This window comes from Bacillus sp. MM2020_4 (assembly GCF_011250555.1).
GTDB lineage: Bacteria > Bacillota > Bacilli > Bacillales > Cytobacillaceae > Neobacillus.
The window spans coordinates 36,145-52,928 of the sequence record NZ_JAANMZ010000022.1 but is presented as its reverse complement, the minus strand read 5'-3'; the positions used below and the strand labels follow the sequence as shown (position 1 = coordinate 52,928).

Sequence of the window (16,784 nt, the reverse complement as noted above, 5' to 3'; positions counted from 1 at the left end):
TATAAAAAGAGGATCCAATTTAAGGGATCCAAAATTCTTAATACTAAGTAAGTGTTGTTACTTTTTTAGAACAACTCTCCATTGCTGCCAGGATGGTTCCCCGAAAATACTCCTTTTCCAGCGTTGCCACTGCCTCTATCGTGGCTCCCCCAGGCGTACAAACCTGGTCTTTTAGTTCCCCAGGATGTAATTCTGTTTCAAGTACCATTTTAGCAGCCCCTAAAACAGCCTGTGCTGCCAGCCGATACGCTTTATCTCTTGGTATTCCCTGACGTACACCACCATCTGCCATTGCTTCGATTAACATGTAAACATATGCTGGGGAAGAACCACTTATGGATGGAACGGCATCCATGACCTTTTCCTCAAGACGCTCCGTTTTCCCAAAACAACTGAACAAAACTTCCACCTCAGCAAGTTCATGTTCACATATGTAATGATTTCCACAGATAACACTCATACCTTCCCCCACCAATGATGGCGTATTTGGCATCGTCCGGACTGCTTTTATTTGGTAACCAAATAACTGTTCAAGATTACCTAATGTAATTCCAGCAGCAATCGTAACAATGATGACATGCTGTTTCATATTCATTTTTATTTCATTAATGACGGATGGATGAAGATCTGGTTTCACCGCAAGAATAAGAATGTCAGCATATCTTGCAACGTCAACGTTATGTAACGATGTGGAAATGCCATACTTCGCTTCAACTTTATCAACAGTTGTTTTTGTAGCAGAACTTGCCATAATATTTTCCCGAGGGATGATACCAGAATGAACCATTCCCGCAATCATGGCTTGAGCCATTTTCCCCGCCCCAATAAAACCTATCTTTTTCTCCATACTCTTCAACACCTTTTCTTTACTTATACATTTTATTATCTAAGATAATCACATTTTCTGAAAAAGTGGTCCTTCCCACTTCTTTCGTATTTTCAACCAAGCGATAAATATTATCGCAGCATTGTTTGGCGCCTATCACTAATAACGGAACCCCAATTACGTCAATTTTTAACCCCCTTGAGAAGAATCCCCCCATTGACATGGCAAAGGGAACGGTCGGTGAGGTATTTGAAAAGACAATCTTTTCATCGAATTTAAACTTTTCCTGAAGCAGTAAACTCATTTCTTTTAATGCCGGAACAACATATTTATTCCTTTTGCGCCCGATCGTATACACTGGATTACTTTCATCATCAACACCGTGAAGGATTAGTTTTCCGAAGTCTTCCTTTGTTAATTTATTAAAGAAATTCACATTTAATATTTCCTCCCTTGAAAGTTTCCGCTCTGATTGAGGAAGTTGTTTTAAATGGTACGCAGCGGCTAGTGATGTAGTATGTGTTCCTCCATAATCATTATAAATATAAATCATGCTCTCATCCCTTTTATTTTCTATATTTATAGTATGTACTTATACACTTTCTTCAATTCTGGGATGAATTTTACTGTTAAGAGCAAAAAAGAAGCTACTCGTAAGAATAGCTCCATTTTTGCTCAATTTATATTCTTAATAGTTACTGTCTGAAAGTTCACCTTTGGCGATGGAAACACCGGAACTGGCACCAATCCGGGTAGCTCCTGCCTCAACCATCGCAACTGCATCTTCACGGCTGCGGACACCGCCGGATGCCTTCACACCTATCTCAGGGCCGACTGTTTGACGCATTAAGCGGATATCCTCGACTGTTGCTCCTCCAGTCGAAAAACCTGTAGATGTTTTGACAAAATTTGCTCCTGCTTTTACAGAAAGCTCACATGCTCTTACTTTTTCTTCATTCGTTAATAAGCACGTTTCGATGATTACCTTTACAATTGCCTTTCCCTTTGCAGCTTCGACAACAGCGCGGATATCTTTTTCAACCAATTCGTCCTGGCCATCTTTTAGGGCCGCTATGTTGATGACCATATCAATTTCATTTGCGCCATTTTCAATGGCATTTTTTGTTTCAAAAGCCTTTGTTTCAGTTGTTGAGGCACCTAGAGGGAAACCAATTACAGTACAAACTTTTACTTCATTAGTATCTGCAAGCATGTCAGCAGCTGTTTTAACCCAAGTTGGGTTTACACACACTGACGCAAATAAATACTTTTTTGCTTCCTCGACAATTTTAATGATTTCTTCACGTGTTGCATCAGCTTTTAATAAGGTATGATCGATCATTCTAACAACATTTTGAGACATTTTTACACCTTCCTATTTAATAGAATTTTTATTTCAATTAGTACTTTAACATAATGTTACTATAACAAAGAAATTGAACATTTGTAAATACAATTATGAACAAAATTTCATTTTGGGTTTATTGTACTTTAGTGGTCTAACTAGACACAAAAAAGACAACGGATTACCTTATCAATCTTATGTATACTATTAACATAGAACTCGATAATGGAGGTTATCACGTGCAGAAATTGGGTAGTTACATCTACCGGAATCGCAAATGGGTGCTGGTGATTTGGATAGCAGTGATTTGCGTCTTAGGATTTTTCGCATTGAAATTACCCTCAGTTTTAAGTGGGAATGGTTTCGAATACAAGGGTGAATACGCCGCAACAAGGAAAGTCATGGAAAATAACTTTGGACAAGCTAAATCATCGATTATTCTGGTTTTTGAAAAGAAGCAAACAGTTAGTGAAGACCGCTTTAGGACCTTTATTGAAGAAACATTTGAAAAGTTAGCTGACTTTAATGGGGCTAAACAAATCATCACTCCTTTCGAACGAGAAGGAATGATCAAGGGGCAGTATGCTTATGGCCTTCTCACATTTAACAAAAAAGCTGAAAGCCTTGGCAATGAAATTGAGCAATTAAATGGCCTGCTTAAAAACAAACAGGGTTTAAAGGTCACCATGACGGGGGAACCGATCATTGTCCAAGACTTAAATGTTGCCAGTCAGGAGGATCTGGCCAAAGCAGAAATGATTGGTTTACCGATTGCCTTAGTCGTCCTCATTTTTGCATTCGGTGGTCTGGTTGCTGCGTCGCTGCCGCTTGTAATCGGGGTAGTTTCCATTTTGACGACAATGGGAACTGTTTATTTTTTCAGTTATGGTGCTGATTTAACCATCTTTATTTTAAATATTGTCCCAATGATTGGCCTCGCTCTAAGCATCGATTTTGCTTTGTTATTTATCAATCGGTACAAAGAAGAAGTTAAGACGAAATCCATCCGTGAAGCACTTGAGATTACTGTCGCCACTGCAGGTCGGTCGATTATCTTTTCTGGGCTATGTGTGTTTATCGGGTTATCAGGGCTTTGGTTTATCAAGATTGATATTTTTCAAAATGTTGCCCTTGGCGGGATGACCGTTGTCTTCATTTCTGCACTATGCGCCTTAACCTTTCTTCCCGCCCTCCTTGCTATTTTAGGGGAAAATATTAACAAACTGAGTATTTTTAAGATATCGAAAACCCAAACAAGCATATGGCATAAATTTGCTGGGCTGGTGATGAAACGCCCAATTATGATGGTCACAGCGGCACTTGTTATTCTGTTAGTCGGGCTTATTCCAGTAAAGCAAATGGTTTTAGCCATTCCAGGGACAGATTCCCTACCAACAAACTACCCTTCAAGGTTAGCCTTAGAAACATTTCAGGACCATTTTATTGCCAGCGAAAAACGCGATGAGAAAAAGGTTACAATTGTCCTCCAATCCCAGGGCAGCATGATGGATAAAAGGAATTTAGAAAAAGTTAGTCAGATAATTAACAAACTTGAGAAAGACAAACTAGTATCTATAGTTGACTCACCATTTTCAGCGTCAGGAATAAACGAGGCTGATCAGCTATTTCAATTTCTTATCCATGGTGACAAAGCCATGGTGGCGCAGGTTACAAACTACTTTATCAGAGACAATCAATTACGCTTGGATGTGTATTTAAAAACAGGTGAACATTCTGCTAAAGCTAGAAAATGGGTAAGTGAGTGGACTGAAAAGGATTTAGGATTAAAGGCATCTTTTGGCGGACCCATTAAATTTGAGCAGGAAATTTTTGCGGAGATAGTTAAAAAAGCACCATATGGATTAGTATTAATTGTTGTTTCTACCTTCGTTATTCTAATGGCGGCCTTCCGATCCATTCTGATTCCTATAAAAGCCATCTTAATGAACGTTTTAAGCCTGGGCTGTACATTTGGGATTGTCGTTTGGATTTTTCAGCAGGGACATTTAGGGATCACACCAGTGGATATTGCTCTAATTTTGCCAGTATTCGTGTTTACCCTTGTTTTCGGCTTGTCAATGGATTATGAGGTCTTTCTTATCTCAAGGATTCAGGAGTTTTATTTAAGTTCAGGTGATAACAGCCAAGCAACCATTGCCGGTCTAACCTACACAAGTAAGATTATTACTTCCGCAGCAGCTATCATGATTGTTGTAACAGGAGCGTTTGCCTTTACGGGTGTCATGCCTGTAAAGCAACTTGGTGTAGGCATTGCTATCGCCATATTTATAGATGCAACGATTGTGAGGATGGTGTTAGTACCCGCTTTAATGAAGCTGTTAGGGGATTGGAATTGGTGGTTTTTTGGCTATAAACATAAACAGCGCAGAGAAAGTCGCAAAAAGCCAGCCTAACTTTAGGCTGGCTTCCATTTAAATATTTTTAGCATAATTTTCATTTGGGATTTTACTTAAAACGACATATAAACTTAGTGGTTCACTTCCGTTATTGTTAAAGGCCATCTCTTCTTCACTAGTTACATGAATAAGATCTGCCTCTGCTACTTCTGTCTCCGCACCGTCAATGATGATTGTTCCATTTCCAGTTACAACATATAAATAAACCTCTGTTCCCGGATGTCTGTGTGCCGGAAGCTGCTGACCTGGCATAAAGTTCAAAATAAATGCTGTTGTTTCACCTTTTTTATAGATTACTCGTTTCGTAAATCTTTCTTCGCTATATTCCATGAATGCTTTAACTGAGCTTTTTTCCATCATTAATTCCTCCTTGATTATCGATAACGTAAGTTTAATCGAAAATCACTTTTAATTAATTGACTCATATCAAGTTTTTAGTATGTCACAATTTTTACATATTTATCGAAAAAGGAAGCCCAAAAAACAGCCTACTTCCTCTCATTAAGCCATGTGTACCTTAACAAGCGAAGCTCCTTTTTCCAATGCAAGTTTGTTGATCTCTATTAAATGGTATTTATCAGGTGAAAGAACTTTCTTTAATGAATCAATGATGGAATCATTCGAAACAAGCTTGCTGCGCTCCAAAAAGGCCCCTAATAAAATCATATTTGCCACTCGAGTATTTCCAAGGTCGTTAGCCATGTCTGTTGCACTGATTTCGAAGACTTTTATATCCTTGCGTCCCGAGACTTTATTCACCAGTGAAGAATTAAGCATTAACATCCCGCCAGGGCGAACTCGCGGTTCGAATTTATCGAATGATGGGTTATTCAATACAATCGCTGTCGATGGTCTTGTAACCAGCGGTGACCCAACAGGCTCATCACTGACAACAACGGCACAGTTAGCCGTACCTCCCCGTTGTTCCGGTCCATAGGAAGGAAGCCATGAAACACCTTTTCCTTCAAGCATACCGGCGTAGGCAATCAATTGCCCCATAGACATAACTCCCTGGCCGCCGAATCCTGCAATAATTATTTCCTCTAGCATCACTTTTTCACTTCCTCGCTGTTTTTATAAACACCAAGAGGATAGACAGGAACCATATTGTCCTTTACCCAGTCAAGGGATTCCACTGGGTTAAGTCCCCAGTTTGTCGGGCATGTAGAAAGTATTTCAATCATGGAAAATCCCAAACCTTTTTTCTGAGTTTCAAATGCCTTCTTAATAGCCTTTTTTGCCTTTTGAATATGTGGAACATCATGGGTGGAAACCCGCTCAATATATGCTGCGCCATCAAGCGTCGCAATCATTTCACATACCTTAATTGGTGGCCCTTGAATCGTGACATCGCGCCCGAAGGGAGTGGTCGCCGTTTTTTGACCAATCAATGTGGTAGGTGCCATTTGTCCGCCTGTCATCCCGTAAATAGCATTATTGACAAAAATAACGGTGATCTTCTCTCCCCTCGCCGCGGCATGAATGACTTCACTAATTCCAATTGAAGCAAGATCCCCGTCACCTTGATACGTAAAGACAAACCGATTCGGCAGAACCCGCTTCACTCCCGTGGCCACTGCTGGGGCACGTCCATGTGCCGCCTGTGTCATATCACAATTAAAATATTCATACGATAACACCGAACATCCTACCGATGCCACCCCAATTGTATCTTCTAAAATATCCATTTCCTCTAACACTTCGCCAACAAGTCTGTGTATCACACCGTGCGTGCAGCCGGGACAATAATGTGTAGGCTTGTCTGTCAAACCGCCTGTTCTTTTAAAAACTGTTTTCATGGTCATATCGTTACCCCTCCGGCTACCGACTTAATCTTCTCATAAATCTCTTCTTGCGTTGGAACCACACCGCCTGTTCGACCGTAAAAGTCTACGAGGGCACGACCATTCACGGCAAGCCTGACATCTTCGATCATTTGACCGGCGCTCATTTCAACAGAGATATATGCTTTTACCCGATCCCTTGTTTCAATAAACGGCTTATCCGGAAATGGCCATAGGGAAATCGGTCTTATTAATCCAACCTTGATTCCTTCATGTCTTGCTCTGTTAATGGCATTCATGGTAATCCTGGCCACCGTCCCGAATGCCACCATAATATAATCTGCGTCATCGGTTTGGTATGTTTCATAACGAACTTCATTTTCTCTTATTAAAGCAAATTTTTTCTGCAGATTTTGGTTACGTTTTTCCAAACTTTCTGCATCAAGTTCAAGTGACGTGATAATTTTGGGACCGCCGTCACCGCGTGTACCTGTTGTTGCCCATTCTTTATTAAACTGTTCTATTTCGGTACGTTCGCCAAAATCAACAGGTTCCATCATTTGCCCAAGCATCCCATCGCCCATTATGATCACCGGTGTCCGGTAACGGTCAGCAATGTCGAATGCCTCTTGTGTCAATTCCACGATTTCCTGTAAGCTTGCTGGTGCTAAAACCGGGATGTTGTAGTCCCCATGTCCGCCCCCTTTTGTTACTTGAAAATAATCCGATTGGGCAGGCTGAATATTGCCAAGTCCTGGGCCGCCGCGAACGATGTTACAGATGACTGCAGGAAGTTCTGATCCCACTAAATAGGATATTCCCTCTTGCTTCAAACTGAATCCTGGACTTGAGGAGGAGGTCATTACCCTGACACCTGTGCCCGCTGCACCATACACCATATTAATCGCCGCTATTTCACTTTCAGCCTGTAAAAATAATCCGCCTACTTCCGGCAGCCTTCTTGCCATATAAGCAACAAGTTCACTCTGCGGTGTAATTGGATAGCCAAAAAAGTACTTACATCCTGCATGTACGGCCGCTTCCGCAATCACTTCATTTCCTTTCATTAACACTTTACCCATGAGAATAACTCCCTTCAAATCACACTGTTTGCAACATCTTTACCGGTTTAAATACAGCTATTACAGCATCAGGGCATATTTGTGCACATTTGGCGCAACTGATACAATTTTCTTGGTTCACCACTGTTGCTGGACGGTATCCTTTCCCATTTAAATAGTCCGCCAGAAAAATAACCTTTGTTGGACATACTTCAACACATAGACCGCAGGACTTACAAATGGCTTCATTAAAAACGACCTTTTTCTCCATATGAATGCTCCTTTTCCCAGGGTAAAGTCATATACCGTTTAATAAAAACAACTTTATGAGTGTTGGCAAAGTCTTCAGCCTCCGCCTTTAAATGATTGGAGATGGTAGTATATAAAAATGGAATCTCGAGTCTTTCTGCTAGGCCTGAAGATAATTTATATCCTTGCATAATCTCTTTTATCGTCGTTTCAGCACCGATATTTGAGTTATTAATTATGCCGCTGACCTTAAGCCGAGAGGCCATTTCAATCTGACGGACTGTGTAAAGCGCCCCCTCCACTGTACTGACATACGGACGTTTTCCATTGAGAACAAAGAGTAATTCCGGGTTTAATCCCTTCCATTCGTGATAGTATTGTCCTAGTGCCGTTGCCCCGTCTTTATCACCACCGGCATCGACAATGACTCGATATCTATGATCATGCAAAACTCGATACATCTCACCGGACACTATTGGGAGATCGGCCGCCGCTAAGCCATTCCTCGGGGCAAGTAATTCAACTTCAAATTGTTGAAAGATACTCGCCATCTCCCGAGAGCGAAAATACGGGTTTATAACGTCTAAATCATTAATGGCTACCTTTTCGTGTTTCCATCTTTCTGCTATAGCCAGATTAATCGCGATTTCTGTTTTTCCGCTGCCATAATGACCGGATAAAATAGTGATTTTATTTTCATTCAACGATTAAGTCACTTCCCTTCATCGCCTTGCAAGCGTTTCCAAAAATACCTATCTAAATTTTTCCAAGAATATCAACACTTATATTATAAAATAATTTGTATCTGCCCCGCCTTAAATAAAGGTACTATTCACTTAAATGTCATAAATATGAAGGAAAAACCAATACTATGATTAGCATGCTTCAAGCAATATAATGGAGGTAATTTTAGTGGACAAAAACAGGGTTCCTGTATTACTGATCCTGCTGACCCTTGGTTGGTTTTCTTGTTCTACTCTTTCTTATGCCGCCGAGACCGTACCAAGCCCCAAAGGAATGGTGGATTTACGCATACTTGAAACAACTGATTTACATGCCGATTTGGTTAATTATGATTATTATCAAACAAAGACAGACAATCGAATTGGACTGATTAAAACGGCAACCCTTATTCATGAGGCAAGAAAAGAAGTCAACAATTCATTATTGTTTGATGATGGTGACCATCTAAAGGGAAACCCTCTAGGCGAATATTTAGCAAGAATTAAAAGTATGCATAAGGGTAAAACCCATCCTGTGTACCGTGCCTTCAATTATTTAAAATATGATGCGATCGCGATTGGAAATCATGAATTTAACTATGGCCTAGGGTTTTTAAATGCAGCTTTGAAAGGCTTAAAGATGCCAGCTCTAAATGCAAATGTAGTTTCCGTCAAAAAAAATAAGCCGTACTTTACTCCTTATGTTATTTTAAAAAAAATGGTAGTTGATCAAAATGGCAAACAGCATGAACTTCATATTGGGGTTATGGCCCTTATGCCTACCCAAATTATGAGATGGGACAAGGGTAATCTCGAGGGCAAGGTTATTGCTAAACCCATGGTAGAAACTGCGAAGAAATTTGTCCCCATAATGAAGGCTGAAGGTGCAGACATTATTATCGCCCTCGCCCATACAGGTATCAGCAGCGAACCATACAATCCGGAGACAGAGAATGCAGTTTATTATTTGACACAAATTCCTGAAATTGATGCTATTTTATCAGGGCATTCCCATAGTACTTTTCCAGGCCCTGTTTTTATTGATCTGCCTAATACCAATATGGAAACAGGACAAATCAATGGAAAGCCAGTCGTAATGGCTGGTGCTTTTGGCAGCCGGCTTGGAGTAATTGATCTTACACTTTCATATACCGAGGGCAAGTGGAAGGTAATCAATAGTACTTCCTTTACAAGACCAATTGCTGATGAGAAAGGTCATTCACTTGTAAAAACGGACAAACGTCTTTATAACTTAATTAAAACCGAACACGAGGAAACCGTGGATTTTATCAAAAAGCTAGGTCTGTGACACAAAAGGTCTTGAATACCGTCGACACAATTTTCAGAATATGTTTTTCTTTACATCTTTTGAATAGTTTTATAAAATAAAGTGTAAACTACATATGTTGATTTTAGGTGGAGTCTGTCAAATCGGGCTCCTTTTTGCATTTTTTTCAATGATATGTAGAAATAATTTGGGAGAAGAGGTCGATATATGTCAACACAAGCTATCATCGCCATTGGTGTATTTCTCATTACTTATGCTTTCATCGTCACAGAAAAAATACACCGGACTATCATCGCAATGGCCGGCGGAATCATGATGGTTTTATTAGGAATTGTCGGTCAGGAAAAGGCACTGCACCATATCGATTTTAATACGCTCGGATTGCTGACAGGGATGATGATTATTGTTTCCATCACTGCGGAAACAGGTTTGTTCAAATACATAGCCATTTGGGCAGCAAAAAAAGTAAAGGGTGACCCATTAAAAACTTTACTAGTCCTTGGAGTCATTACTGCATTAGGCTCTGCCTTCTTGGATAATGTTACAACTGTTTTATTAATGGTTCCCGTAACTTTCAGCATCACCAGGCAATTACGTGTAAACCCCATTCCATTCCTAGTAACCGAAATTATTGCATCCAATATTGGTGGCACCTCTACCTTAATCGGTGACCCGCCCAATATCATGCTTGGAAGTGCTGTTAAGGAATTAACCTTTATGGCCTTTATTAATAACCTTACCGCGATTTCATTTTTTATCTTATTTGTGAATATTGCTATTTTAGCTTTTATTTATCGCAAACAGCTTCGGACATCTGCAGAATTAAAGGCCACGTTAATGGACTTGGATGAAAAAGAAGAAATTACAGACAAACCTTTATTGATCAAGTCGTTAATTGCCCTTACAATTACTATTTTAGGTTTCTTCCTGCATCAGCTGTTACATATTGAATCAGCGACAGTCGCTCTAACCGGAGCATTTTTGTTACTTTTATTAACTGGGGAAAGTTATTTGGATAAAGCTTTTTCGAAAGTTGAATGGACAACCATCTTCTTCTTTATTGGTCTGTTTGTTCTCGTATCGGGATTGATAGAAACAGGAGTGATATCATTATTAGCTGATTACTCCGTACACCTTACCGGGGGAAATGTGACCTCGACATCAATCTTAATTCTATGGGTAAGTGCAATTGCCTCTGCCTTTATTGATAATATTCCATTTGTTGCCACGATGATCCCGATGATAAAAGATATGGGGGAATTAGGCGTCAATAATTTAGAGCCACTTTGGTGGAGCTTATCACTCGGTGCCTGTCTGGGAGGAAACGGAACATTAATTGGGGCGAGTGCCAACGTCATCGTTGCCGGCCTTGCCGCCAAAGAAGGTCATTCGATTACGTTTGGGAAATTTTTATTAATTGCCTTTCCACTAATGATCCTTTCTATCATAATCAGTACAGTCTACATTTATTTACGATATTTAATTTAGGGGGCAAATGATGAAGGTACTCTATAAATATGACGAAAAGCTACTAGACCTTAAGGAAACTGCTAACGGGGATGACATTGAATTCTCGATAAACCTTCATAATAGTGAATTTAAGAAAAACTTGAAAAAAGTCCGCGAGTTTTTTGAGGAAAATAAAGTGTTAACTGATATCCATTATTATATCCATCCTAATAATAAGTATCAGGTGATTGTCAGAAAGGACTTTTATAATGAATTTTTGATTCAATTATTTAGACAGGAATTATTGCAGGAAATTAAATGGGGCTAAGGGATTTGCTGCCACACCACATGGGTGGCAGCCTTTTTTTAGTTTCAAAATTCTACTGTACCCACATCTGAAATAGTCCTTCTGTAATACCCAAGTTATACATATAGTAGATCCCAAATAGAAAACTTACCGTCCCGGCAAATTGGGTCAAACGACGATTAAGACCCACGCTTTTTTTACTATAAACAAACGGAATTCCAATGATCGTTGTAAACATGAGCATCCCAATAATCGTTCCTGCACCAAATATCAAAATATATAAGGCACACTCCCAGACAGACGACGCAGTTGACATAGTTAAAATAACCATCGCTGCACTCCCTGCCAATCCATGAATAAACCCAATAAAGGTAATTTTTATGAATGATGAGCGAGCATGGTTATCGGAATTCCTTTGAAAGTTATTAAAAAATAGCATACTTTTTATACCTAAATACACTAACATAATGCCCACTAAAAATTCGAGTGACATGGCCCATTTCTCTGATAACTCACCTTTCATCAAAACCAATATCATCCCGACAATAAAAAGAGTACTAGTATGCCCGATTCCCCAGAATACACCCGTTAAAGTAGAACGAGACAGCTTATTGCTCTTACCAACCATGGTGGAAACGGCAATAATATGATCCGGTTCGATGGAATGCTTTATTCCTAAAACAAAACCTAAAAATAATACAGAGATAAAACTCATAACTAACCTTCTTCCTCTCCTCTATTATAATAATGAAGAAAAAGAAAATCTTAAAGTCTATCTTTTTCCCCTATTACTTTCCAAACCTGCTCATAGACTTGTTTTAAAGGAATATTATTAAGCTGCGCAATATGTTTACATTCCTCATACTCGGGAGCTCTTTGTACGACTTGTCCTTCAAATATTCCCTCTTTTACCGTCACGCTCCCCCACTCCGTAGTAACCTTTGTAAACATTCTTTCTAATCTATGTACGGTTAACGGATAATAGCGTAGACCTAACGTGGTTGTTTCCTTAAAAAGAATCTCCTTCATTCTATTACTATTTTCTTGTGAACAAAGTAACTGCAGTAATACGCCTGGTCTATTTTTTTTCATATAAATGGGCGTATAGAACACATCATTTGCTCCGGCCTCGAATAATAAGTCCATCACATAGCCAAGCCATTCTCCTGGTATATCATCAAGATTCACTTCCATTTTGACCATTTGATGATCGTAATGTTCATGATTGGGAGGAAGTGAGGCCATTTGGTTACCCCCTTTCAAGTTGGATGACTTTTTTACGTAGCTTGTTTTCTCTCTATTGCTCACCAATAATAACTCGGAGTACATTTGGGTGGTTTTTAAAGGTTTTTGTTCCCGCACCATACCCGATTGACCTAACTTTCAATGAAGGAATCGAACAATATTCCTCAGCAAGTACGGCGACAATCGCCGCTCCCGTTGGTGTTGTAAGCTCCGCTCTGATATCCGATTGGTCAAGCGGCACTCCTTTTAAAATTTCGAGTGTCGCGGGAGCCGGTACCGGATAAACTCCGTGGTCAATATGAATTCTTCCTGTGCCAACAGGAATAGGTGATGACTTGATGATGTCTATTTCCAATTGGTCGATTAAGATCGCCGCACCGATAATATCAATAATCGAATCAACGGCTCCTACTTCGTGGAAATGGACATTTTCCAAGGGTATTCCGTGGATCAACCCTTCTGCTTCACCAATTTTATTAAAAATTTTTAAGGAGGTTTCCTTTACAGAGTCAGAAAAACCAGCCCCCTCAATTAATTCCACAATCTCTTTATAGGCACGATGGTCATGCTGGTGGTGATGGTCATGATCATGGCTATGATGATGGTGGTGTTCGTGGATATGACTATGATCGTGGTGGTGCTCGTGTTCGTGACTATGACTATGGTCTTCGGTGTGCTCATGATTGTTGTTTTGATTATTCGAATTGTTTAGCAGTACAACATCAAACTTTGTGCTGCTAATACCATTTTTAATGATTTTTTTCCATTGCAGCTCATATTCATTTTCAATTTGAAGCTTTTTTAATTCCTCTGCTAATAGATTTGGATCAGCTCCAGCATCGATAAGTGCCCCGATGACCATATCGCCGCTGATTCCCGAAAAACAATCAAAATAAAGTGTCTTCATTTCCCTACCCCTTTTGTGCCAGCTGATGTATTAATACAGCGTTATATCCGCCGCCAAACCCATTATCAATATTTACTACACTAATTCCTGAAGCACATGAATTTAACATCGTAAGCAAGGCCGATAGGCCGTTAAAACTCGCTCCATACCCAATGCTTGTCGGGACAGCAATGACAGGGTGAGAAACAAGTCCGCCCACTACACTTGGGAGAGCCCCTTCCATTCCAGCAACAACAACGGAGACTGTCGCCTTTTGAATTTCTTCGGCATGAAACAAGAGGCGATGAATGCCGGCAACACCGACATCATAAAAGCGGCGTACCTTGCTCCCGAGCACCTCAGCTGTAATTGCCGCTTCTTCTGCAACCCGTAAATCAGAAGTTCCTGCTGCTACGATGGCAATGTATCCTTCCGGTCTTCTCTCAGTATTCGTTTCATTTTTCCAAAAAAGAATCCTTGCAATCTCATTATAGATCATTTCAGGAAGCTCATTCCGGATTAATTCAGCCTTCTCCATTGCAACCCTTGTTACAAGAATTTCATTATTCCGCGCCCTTAAAGTCAAGATAATTGAAATAATTTGTTCCGCTGTCTTTCCTTCCCCATAAACGACCTCTGCAAAGCCCTGGCGTTTTTTTCGATGGTGGTCGACTTTCGCAAAACCCAAATTTTCAAAGGTAGCTAATTGTTCCTTGGCGGCTGTAATACTAAGGGTTCCATCTTGAACTTGCTTCAACACATCCTCAAGCATGCCTATCCCCCCTATTCTCACCTAAAATACTTTACCATATCATTTGCTAACATTTCATAATTCTCATAGAACTTCTTATATTGTTCACTATTTTCTTTAATTGGAAGTGTGGCTTTTCCCATCGGAATATTTCTTTTAATTTCTTCAAAGGAATCAACTTTACGGATTGCCACTAACGCGGTCCATGCAGCACCCCATGCTGCACTATGATGGCTTTCCGAAACATAAATTTCCGCCTCAAATATATCAGCCATCATTTGGAGCCACAATGGAGATCTGGCTAAACCACCGTTTACATAAACTTTTTGCGGCTCACCGGCTAAGCGTTCCAAGGTTTTTCCAATTTGATAGAGATTAAAGGTGATTCCTTCAAGTACGGCACGAATAAAATGTTCCTTTTTATGTGTGATTGTTACTCCGTAAAAATTCCCTTTTGCCCGTTGGTTCCAAATTGGTGCTCTTTCACCATTTAAATAAGGAAGAAAAAGCATACCATCTGCACCTGGAGGAATCTGTTCCGCATCAGAAAGAAATTCAGCAAAGCTTCTTTGATCGTTCAATAGTTCCTTTAACCATTGAATAGCAATTCCTCCATTATTCGTCGGTCCGCCTATGATGGAAGAATCCTCTGTAAAGGAATAACAAAACGTTTCACGACTTTCACTAATCTTAACACCTTTTGTCACTTGCCTAATAGCCCCGCTTGTTCCAACTGAAACCGCTACTTCACCAGGAAGAATTGCACCATTTCCCAGGTTGGCTAATTGTCCATCTGCCGCTCCAACAACTACAGGCATGTCGGGGTGAATCCCCATTTCTTCTGCTTTATCTCGGTTGATTCCCATCACTATTTTTGTCGGTGGAACAATTTCAGATAGCTGATCTTCCGAAATACCCGTAAGGTCTAATAGTTCTTGCTCCCATTTATGGGTTGTGGGGTTGAATAACCCTGTTGCGGATGCCATTGAATAATCAATTACTCTCTCGCCAAACCAGCAAAGGAGTAAGTACTCTTTAATTGACATGAAAAATTTTGCTTCTTTGTATGGTTTATAGTCATTCTCTTTCATCCATAATAATTTTACAAAGGGTGTCATGGGGTGAATCGGTGTTCCTGTTTTAGCGTAAACCTTATTTCCAATTGTATTAATTACCTCATCAGCCTGTTTATAACTTCTTCCATCGGCCCAAATAAGTGCTGGAGATATCGGTTTGCCCTCCCCATTGATACAAATAAGCGAATGCATCGCAGCAGAAAAACCAAGAGAAACCAATTCATTTTTCTCAATTGCCGCTTTTTCAATGACTTCTCTAATTGCTAGGATTGCAGATTGTTCAATTTCATCCGGATTTTGCTCTACCCATCCTTGCTGGGGGTAATTTGATGTAATTACTTTTTCAACATCAGCCATTAATTTACCGTGTAAGTTAAACACACAGGCTTTAACGCTTGTTGTTCCGACATCAAGTCCAATTACAAACTCTCTTGGCATATTTCATCTTCCTTTTCAGTTACCACTATGTATTTATTATCCATTTTATCATACTCTTTTTTGGCACGGACTACTCTTAAAACAAAAGGCTTTGGATATATCCAAAGCCTTTTGTTTTATCCACTTTAAGATAGAACCTTGTTCATACTGCCGCTCTGATATCCTATTAAATCTAAAGTAATATATTTATATCCATACTCTTGCAGCGTTTTTACAATCGAATCATGATTTTCTAAAATGGTACTCATATCACTTGGTTCAACTTCAATCCGGGCAATGTCCTCGTGTGTCCTTACACGAACTTGGCGAATATGGAGTCTTTTTAAATAATCTTCTGCCCTTTCAACCTTTGACAGCTTTTCTTGGGTAATAAACTCCCCATAGGCAATTCTAGATGAAAGACAGGCAAGTGATGGTTTATCCCATGTTGGCAAATCAAAATTCCGTGACAGCTCTCTAATTTCTTCCTTAAATAAATCAGCCTCCTGCAGCGGACCGCGTATCCCCTTTTCTTTAGCAGCCTGCATGCCTGGACGAAATTCATTCATATCATCAGCAATGACACCATATATGACATTTTGAAAACCCATTTCTTCCATGACTGGAATTAAATGATCGAATAAACTGCTTTTACAAAAGTAGCATCGATTTTTATTATTCTCAGCATAGCCTGGGATGGCCAGTTCAGAAGTTTCAATCACTTGGTGCCTGACACCCATTTTTTCGGCAAGCTCCATTGCTTCTTTAAGCTCACTTGAGGGATAGCTTTCAGAGTCCGCAGTTACGGCTAGAACGTGATCCGCACCTAATGTGTCAAATGCCGCTTTAAGTAAAAACGTACTATCCACTCCTCCTGAAAACGCAACAACTACCGATTCCATTTCACGGAGAATAGACTGTAATTTTTTATATTTCTCAGTTAGCATGGTCCTTGTCTCCC

Annotated in this window: 19 protein-coding genes; 4 read left to right on the top strand and 15 right to left on the bottom strand. The window is 39.9% G+C overall.

Going from position 1 to position 16,784, the window contains the following annotated elements:
* Window positions 1-43: 43 nt before the first annotated feature.
* The 3 genes from proC to deoC form a co-directional block, all read right to left on the bottom strand.
* Window positions 44-847, bottom strand: a complete 804-nt coding sequence (gene proC, locus G6554_RS14590) for a pyrroline-5-carboxylate reductase (protein ID WP_166243089.1) — start codon at window positions 845-847, stop codon at window positions 44-46.
* A 19-nt stretch (window positions 848-866) separates the two neighbouring features.
* Entirely contained in the window at window positions 867-1,379 is a 513-nt protein-coding gene (locus G6554_RS14585; RefSeq protein ID WP_166243087.1) for a DUF3189 family protein, read from the bottom strand.
* Between the two features lie 135 nt (window positions 1,380-1,514).
* Complete coding sequence (gene deoC, locus G6554_RS14580; RefSeq protein WP_166243085.1) at window positions 1,515-2,189, bottom strand: deoxyribose-phosphate aldolase; 675 nt, start codon at window positions 2,187-2,189, stop codon at window positions 1,515-1,517.
* 221 nt (window positions 2,190-2,410) lie between these two features.
* Between deoC and G6554_RS14575 the strand changes: the two genes are divergently transcribed.
* Window positions 2,411-4,585, top strand: coding sequence for an MMPL family transporter (locus G6554_RS14575; RefSeq protein WP_166243083.1), 2,175 nt, complete (start codon window positions 2,411-2,413; stop codon window positions 4,583-4,585).
* Between the two features lie 18 nt (window positions 4,586-4,603).
* On the opposite strand, the gene G6554_RS14570 is transcribed toward G6554_RS14575, so the two are convergent.
* The 6 genes from G6554_RS14570 to G6554_RS14545 all read right to left on the bottom strand — a co-directional run bounded on the left by G6554_RS14570 (window position 4,604) and on the right by G6554_RS14545 (window position 8,386).
* On the bottom strand, window positions 4,604-4,948 hold the full coding sequence (locus G6554_RS14570) for a cupin domain-containing protein (RefSeq protein WP_347564312.1): 345 nt from the start codon (window positions 4,946-4,948) through the stop codon (window positions 4,604-4,606).
* A 141-nt stretch (window positions 4,949-5,089) separates the two neighbouring features.
* The gene (locus G6554_RS14565; protein WP_166243081.1) at window positions 5,090-5,638 is read right to left on the bottom strand and encodes a 2-oxoacid:acceptor oxidoreductase family protein; all 549 of its coding nucleotides are present in this window, start codon (window positions 5,636-5,638) and stop codon (window positions 5,090-5,092) included.
* Complete coding sequence (locus G6554_RS14560) at window positions 5,638-6,393, bottom strand: thiamine pyrophosphate-dependent enzyme (protein WP_166243079.1); 756 nt, start codon at window positions 6,391-6,393, stop codon at window positions 5,638-5,640. Before G6554_RS14560 ends, G6554_RS14565 begins: the two co-directional genes overlap by 1 nt.
* Window positions 6,390-7,454, bottom strand: coding sequence for a 3-methyl-2-oxobutanoate dehydrogenase subunit VorB (locus G6554_RS14555; protein ID WP_166243077.1), 1,065 nt, complete (start codon window positions 7,452-7,454; stop codon window positions 6,390-6,392). The genes G6554_RS14560 and G6554_RS14555 overlap by 4 nt, the downstream gene beginning before the upstream one ends.
* A 19-nt stretch (window positions 7,455-7,473) precedes the next feature.
* Window positions 7,474-7,704, bottom strand: a complete 231-nt coding sequence (locus G6554_RS14550) for a 4Fe-4S binding protein (RefSeq protein WP_166243075.1) — start codon at window positions 7,702-7,704, stop codon at window positions 7,474-7,476.
* Window positions 7,682-8,386, bottom strand: coding sequence for a cobalamin biosynthesis protein CobQ (locus tag G6554_RS14545; RefSeq protein ID WP_166243073.1), 705 nt, complete (start codon window positions 8,384-8,386; stop codon window positions 7,682-7,684). Before G6554_RS14545 ends, G6554_RS14550 begins: the two co-directional genes overlap by 23 nt.
* Window positions 8,387-8,594: 208 nt before the next feature.
* Here G6554_RS14545 and G6554_RS14540 point away from each other — a divergent pair, with 208 nt between their 5' ends.
* The 3 genes from G6554_RS14540 (at window position 8,595) to G6554_RS14530 (ending at window position 11,469) form a co-directional block, all read left to right on the top strand.
* On the top strand, window positions 8,595-9,713 hold the full coding sequence (locus G6554_RS14540) for a metallophosphoesterase (RefSeq protein WP_166243071.1): 1,119 nt from the start codon (window positions 8,595-8,597) through the stop codon (window positions 9,711-9,713).
* Window positions 9,714-9,899: 186 nt separating this feature from the next.
* Window positions 9,900-11,180, top strand: a complete 1,281-nt coding sequence (locus G6554_RS14535; protein ID WP_166243069.1) for an ArsB/NhaD family transporter — start codon at window positions 9,900-9,902, stop codon at window positions 11,178-11,180.
* Between the two features lie 7 nt (window positions 11,181-11,187).
* Window positions 11,188-11,469 carry a hypothetical protein gene (locus tag G6554_RS14530; protein WP_166243067.1) on the top strand — a complete coding sequence of 94 codons (282 nt, stop codon included), beginning with the start codon at window positions 11,188-11,190 and terminating at the stop codon, window positions 11,467-11,469.
* 52 nt (window positions 11,470-11,521) lie between these two features.
* On the opposite strand, the gene G6554_RS14525 is transcribed toward G6554_RS14530, so the two are convergent.
* The 6 genes from G6554_RS14525 to larE form a co-directional block, all read right to left on the bottom strand.
* Window positions 11,522-12,163 carry a sulfite exporter TauE/SafE family protein gene (locus G6554_RS14525; protein ID WP_166243065.1) on the bottom strand — a complete coding sequence of 214 codons (642 nt, stop codon included), beginning with the start codon at window positions 12,161-12,163 and terminating at the stop codon, window positions 11,522-11,524.
* 50 nt (window positions 12,164-12,213) lie between these two features.
* Entirely contained in the window at window positions 12,214-12,693 is a 480-nt protein-coding gene (gene larC2 / locus G6554_RS26070; protein WP_166243063.1) for a nickel pincer cofactor biosynthesis protein LarC2, read from the bottom strand.
* A gap of 52 nt (window positions 12,694-12,745) precedes the next feature.
* Complete coding sequence (gene larC, locus G6554_RS26065) at window positions 12,746-13,600, bottom strand: nickel pincer cofactor biosynthesis protein LarC (protein WP_166243061.1); 855 nt, start codon at window positions 13,598-13,600, stop codon at window positions 12,746-12,748.
* A 4-nt stretch (window positions 13,601-13,604) separates the two neighbouring features.
* The gene (gene larB, locus G6554_RS14510; protein WP_166243059.1) at window positions 13,605-14,351 is read right to left on the bottom strand and encodes a nickel pincer cofactor biosynthesis protein LarB; all 747 of its coding nucleotides are present in this window, start codon (window positions 14,349-14,351) and stop codon (window positions 13,605-13,607) included.
* Between the two features lie 17 nt (window positions 14,352-14,368).
* Window positions 14,369-15,844, bottom strand: coding sequence for a gluconokinase (locus tag G6554_RS14505; protein WP_166243057.1), 1,476 nt, complete (start codon window positions 15,842-15,844; stop codon window positions 14,369-14,371).
* A gap of 125 nt (window positions 15,845-15,969) precedes the next feature.
* Window positions 15,970-16,770: an ATP-dependent sacrificial sulfur transferase LarE gene (gene larE / locus G6554_RS14500; RefSeq protein ID WP_166243055.1), complete on the bottom strand. Its 801-nt coding sequence runs from the start codon at window positions 16,768-16,770 to the stop codon at window positions 15,970-15,972.
* Window positions 16,771-16,784 lie beyond the last annotated feature (14 nt).

What these genes read in the sequence shown, in the direction of transcription:
- G6554_RS14525 (WP_166243065.1), bottom strand. Translation starts at nt 12,163, where the DNA reads ATGAGTTTTATCTCTGTATTATTTTTAGGTTTTGTTTTAGGAATAAAG.
- larC (WP_166243061.1), bottom strand. Translation starts at nt 13,600, where the DNA reads ATGAAGACACTTTATTTTGATTGTTTTTCGGGAATCAGCGGCGATATG.
- G6554_RS14555 (WP_166243077.1), bottom strand. Translation starts at nt 7,454, where the DNA reads ATGGGTAAAGTGTTAATGAAAGGAAATGAAGTGATTGCGGAAGCGGCC.
- larE (WP_166243055.1), bottom strand. Translation starts at nt 16,770, where the DNA reads ATGCTAACTGAGAAATATAAAAAATTACAGTCTATTCTCCGTGAAATG.
- G6554_RS14570 (WP_347564312.1), bottom strand. Translation starts at nt 4,948, where the DNA reads ATGATGGAAAAAAGCTCAGTTAAAGCATTCATGGAATATAGCGAAGAA.
- G6554_RS14565 (WP_166243081.1), bottom strand. Translation starts at nt 5,638, where the DNA reads ATGCTAGAGGAAATAATTATTGCAGGATTCGGCGGCCAGGGAGTTATG.
- G6554_RS14530 (WP_166243067.1), top strand. Translation starts at nt 11,188, where the DNA reads ATGATGAAGGTACTCTATAAATATGACGAAAAGCTACTAGACCTTAAG.
- G6554_RS14550 (WP_166243075.1), bottom strand. Translation starts at nt 7,704, where the DNA reads ATGGAGAAAAAGGTCGTTTTTAATGAAGCCATTTGTAAGTCCTGCGGT.
- G6554_RS14505 (WP_166243057.1), bottom strand. Translation starts at nt 15,844, where the DNA reads ATGCCAAGAGAGTTTGTAATTGGACTTGATGTCGGAACAACAAGCGTT.
- G6554_RS14535 (WP_166243069.1), top strand. Translation starts at nt 9,900, where the DNA reads ATGTCAACACAAGCTATCATCGCCATTGGTGTATTTCTCATTACTTAT.
- deoC (WP_166243085.1), bottom strand. Translation starts at nt 2,189, where the DNA reads ATGTCTCAAAATGTTGTTAGAATGATCGATCATACCTTATTAAAAGCT.
- G6554_RS14560 (WP_166243079.1), bottom strand. Translation starts at nt 6,393, where the DNA reads ATGACCATGAAAACAGTTTTTAAAAGAACAGGCGGTTTGACAGACAAG.
- proC (WP_166243089.1), bottom strand. Translation starts at nt 847, where the DNA reads ATGGAGAAAAAGATAGGTTTTATTGGGGCGGGGAAAATGGCTCAAGCC.
- larB (WP_166243059.1), bottom strand. Translation starts at nt 14,351, where the DNA reads ATGCTTGAGGATGTGTTGAAGCAAGTTCAAGATGGAACCCTTAGTATT.
- G6554_RS14585 (WP_166243087.1), bottom strand. Translation starts at nt 1,379, where the DNA reads ATGATTTATATTTATAATGATTATGGAGGAACACATACTACATCACTA.
- larC2 (WP_166243063.1), bottom strand. Translation starts at nt 12,693, where the DNA reads ATGGCCTCACTTCCTCCCAATCATGAACATTACGATCATCAAATGGTC.